Genomic DNA, 3,452 nt, shown 5'->3' with positions numbered 1-3,452 from the left:
GGCAGGGCGGAGGGGGACCCGGGGCGGGGGCGCTTGACCGGGTGGTTTGGCGGCGTGTTGCGGGGGAGCGGCGGGCAGCTGAGCGAGGACCCCCGCCTCGGGGTCTTCACCGGCTACAGCGACAGCTCGCTGAGCATGGGCGATGACCGTCACTCTTCGGCCAGTGTCGACAGCTACCACCTGGGTGCCTATGCCGGCAAGGAGCTGGAGCAACTGCGCCTGAGCCTGGGTGGCAGCCACAGCTGGCACCGCATCGAGACCAAGCGCGAGCTGCAGTACAACGAGGTCTCCGATCGCCAGAAGAGCAAGCGCGATGCCCAGAGCACCCAGGTGTTCGGCGAGGCCGCGTGGAAGGTCGCGCTGCCGAGCATGGCGCTGGAGCCGTTCGCCAACCTGGCCTATGTGCATATCGCCAGCGACAGCTTCAAGGAGCATGGCGGCGCCGCCGCGCTCAAGGGTGGACAGGACAATCGCGATGCCTGGCTCTCGACCCTGGGCCTGCGTGCCGGCAAGCAACTGCAATTGTCCAGCGGCCAGGCGCTGGAGCTGTCCGCCACCCTGGGCTGGCAGCACAACCTGAGTTCCACCGGGTCCGACCAGCACTTGGCCTTCGCTGGCCAGGGCGACAGCTACAAGGTCCAGGCGCTGTCCCTGGACCGTGATGCGGCGGTGGTCGGCGCACGGGCGGGGATCGCCCTGGGTCGCCAGGCCCGGGTCAACCTGGACTACAACGCACTGCTGGGGAGTCGTGACAAGAGCCATGGGGTCGGCCTGACCCTGGATTGGGCGTTCTGAGGCCCCGGCAACGGATATGCAAGGTGTTGTACCAGCCCCGCGGACCCTGGCAATGGGTTCGCGGGGCACGAGCTATCTCTGAAAACTCTAACAAAAGAGAGGCAATACCATGGGTGTCTATGACTACAAAAACCTCAGTACGGCTGAATCCAAGGCGCTGTTCACCGATGCCATGGCCATCACGCTGTATTCCTACCACAACCTCGACAACGGCTTTGCCGTGGGTTACCAGCACAATGGCTTCGGCCTCGGCCTGCCGGCGACCCTGATCACCGCGCTGATCGGCAGCAGCGATTCCCAGGGGGTGATCCCCGGCATCCCCTGGAACCCGGACTCGGAGAGGGCCGCCAAGGAGGCGCTGAACAAGGCGGGCTGGTCCACCATCAGCGCCCAGCAACTGGGCTATACCGGCAAGGTCGATGCCCGGGGGACGTTCTTCGGCGAAAAGAACGGCTATGAGACGGCCCAGGTGGAGATCCTCGGCAAGTACGATGCACAAGGACACTTGAGCTCCATCGGCATCGCCTTCCGCGGTACCAGCGGGCCACGGGAGTCGTTGATCAGCGACACCATCGGCGACCTGATCAGCGACCTGCTGGCAGCCCTGGGGCCCAAGGACTACGCCAAGAACTACGCCGGCGAGGCCTTTGGCAAGCTGCTGGGGGATGTCGCGGCCTTCGCCCAGGCCAACGGCCTGTCCGGCAAGGACATCCTGGTCAGTGGCCACAGCCTGGGCGGCCTGGCGGTCAACAGCCTGGCCGACCTGAGTGGTGGACGCTGGTCGGGCTTCTTCAAGGACGCCCACTACATCGCCTACGCCTCGCCGACCCAGAGCGCCAGCGACAAGGTGCTGAACATCGGCTACGAGAATGACCCGGTGTTCCGTGCCCTCGACGGCTCGAGCTTCAACCTGGCCTCGGTGGGCATCCACGATACCCATCAGGCGTCGGCCACCAACAACATCGTCAACTTCAACGACCATTACGCCTCGACCCTATGGAACGTGGTGCCGTTCTCGATCCTCAAGATCTCCACCTGGATCTCCCACCTGCCCACCGGCTATGGCGATGGCCTGACCCGGGTGCTGGATTCGAAGTTCTATGAGTACACCAGCAAGGACTCCACCATCGTGGTGGCCAACCTGTCGGACCCGGCCCGGGCCACCACCTGGGTCCAGGACCTGAACCGCAATGCCGAGACCCACAAGGGCAGCACCTTCATCATCGGCACCGACGGCAACGACCTGATCCAGGGTGGCAGCGGCAACGATTACCTGGAGGGTCGCGATGGCAACGACACCTTCCGTGATGCCGGCGGCTACAACATCATCCTCGGCGGCAAGGGCAGCAATGTCCTCGACCTGCAGCACTCGGTGAACGACTACCGTTTCGCCAGCGACGGTGCCGGCACCCTGTATGTGCGCGATGCCAACGGCGGAATCAGCCTCACCCGCGACATTGGCGCGATCCAGAGCAAGGAACCGGGGTTCCTCTGGGGCTTATTCAAGGACGAGGTGCTGCACCAGGTCACCGACCAGGGCCTGAAGGCTGGTGACGAACTGACCCGCTACGCCTCGTCGGTGCGCGGCGATGCCGGCGACAACGTGCTCAAGGCCCATGCCGGCGGGGATTGGCTGTTCGGCCTGGATGGCAACGACCACCTGATCGGTGGCCAGGGCAACGATGTATTCGTCGGCGGGGCCGGCAACGACCTGATGGAGTCGGGGGGCGGCGACAATACCTTCCTGTTCACCGGCCACTTCGGCCAGGACCGTATCGTCGGTTACCAAGGCGGCGACAAGCTGGTGTTCATGGGCGTCAGCGGCGTACTGCCGGGGCAGGACTACCGGGCCCATGCCAGCAGCAGCGGCCATGATACGGTACTGACCTTCGGCCAGGATTCGGTGACCCTGGTGGGCGTCAGCCTCACGCAGCTCAACGGTTCCGGCATCACCATCGCCTGACAGGCGAGCAGCGCGACTTCGACAGGACTCGCGCTGTTTTTGGGCAATCGAGTGACCGATTGGTCAACCAATGACTCCAATACTCTTAAAGTGTCGTGGCGCCGATGCGTTACTTCAGGCACATGACACGCGGTGCAATCGATTCAAGGTAGTGGAGCGTTTTGACAGTGAGTAGCAGCAAGAGGTATGCGAGCGGCCTGGTGCTGGCCCTGTGGGCCACGTGGGCATCGGCCGGGGAGCTGCCTCCCGGTTCGATCCTGAAACGCTACGGGGTCAGCCCTGATCAACTACCAGCCGGCCAGCCGGCGCCCGTGGACAGCCAACCGGCCTCCAGCAGCCGCTTCCGGCTGGAGCCCGAGCAGCCAGTGGTGAATCTGCGCCTGGGCGACAACAAGGTTCCGGACACTACTGGCAACATCAGCATCGACCATGCCAACGCCCGGGAGCGTCAGCGCTGCCGACAGGTAAGGGATGAACTGGTCAAGCGTGGCAAGGCCGCCGGGGTGTTCTGTGAACCGGGGCAGGGCGGTTTGCCCGGGTCACCCTGGTCGCCCTGAGCCGGGCGGGTCATTTTTCCTTGCGGACGGTGGCGACATCGTCGGCCTTGACCCGGATGGTCTTGCCGGAGATGTCCTGGAACTCATAGAAACCGTCGGCGGTCTTGGTCTTGGGTTGGTCGCGGGTCAGGTACTGG

Annotated in this window: 4 protein-coding genes; 3 read left to right on the top strand and 1 reads right to left on the bottom strand. The window is 64.5% G+C overall.

Annotation, left to right across the window (positions count from 1 at the left end; genetic code table 11):
- The 3 genes from ACK6AU_RS31575 to ACK6AU_RS31565 all read left to right on the top strand — a co-directional run.
- The coding region (locus ACK6AU_RS31575) for an autotransporter domain-containing protein (RefSeq protein ID WP_409303650.1) at window positions 1-795 on the top strand (795 nt) is incomplete at its 5' end.
- A 109-nt stretch (window positions 796-904) separates the two neighbouring features.
- Window positions 905-2,758, top strand: a complete 1,854-nt coding sequence (locus ACK6AU_RS31570) for a polyurethanase (RefSeq protein WP_409303648.1) — start codon at window positions 905-907, stop codon at window positions 2,756-2,758.
- A gap of 167 nt (window positions 2,759-2,925) precedes the next feature.
- Complete coding sequence (locus ACK6AU_RS31565) at window positions 2,926-3,315, top strand: hypothetical protein (RefSeq protein ID WP_409303646.1); 390 nt, start codon at window positions 2,926-2,928, stop codon at window positions 3,313-3,315.
- 10 nt (window positions 3,316-3,325) lie between these two features.
- Here ACK6AU_RS31565 and ACK6AU_RS31560 read toward each other — a convergent pair.
- Window positions 3,326-3,452 (bottom strand): YgdI/YgdR family lipoprotein (locus tag ACK6AU_RS31560; RefSeq protein ID WP_409303652.1); only part of this gene is annotated, 127 nt, incomplete at its 5' end.

This window comes from Pseudomonas sp. KCJK8993 (assembly GCF_046230915.1).
Taxonomy (GTDB): Bacteria; Pseudomonadota; Gammaproteobacteria; order Pseudomonadales; family Pseudomonadaceae; genus Aquipseudomonas; species Aquipseudomonas piscis.
Note: the sequence above shows the minus strand (reverse complement) of the source record. Positions and strands in the feature narration are given on the sequence as shown.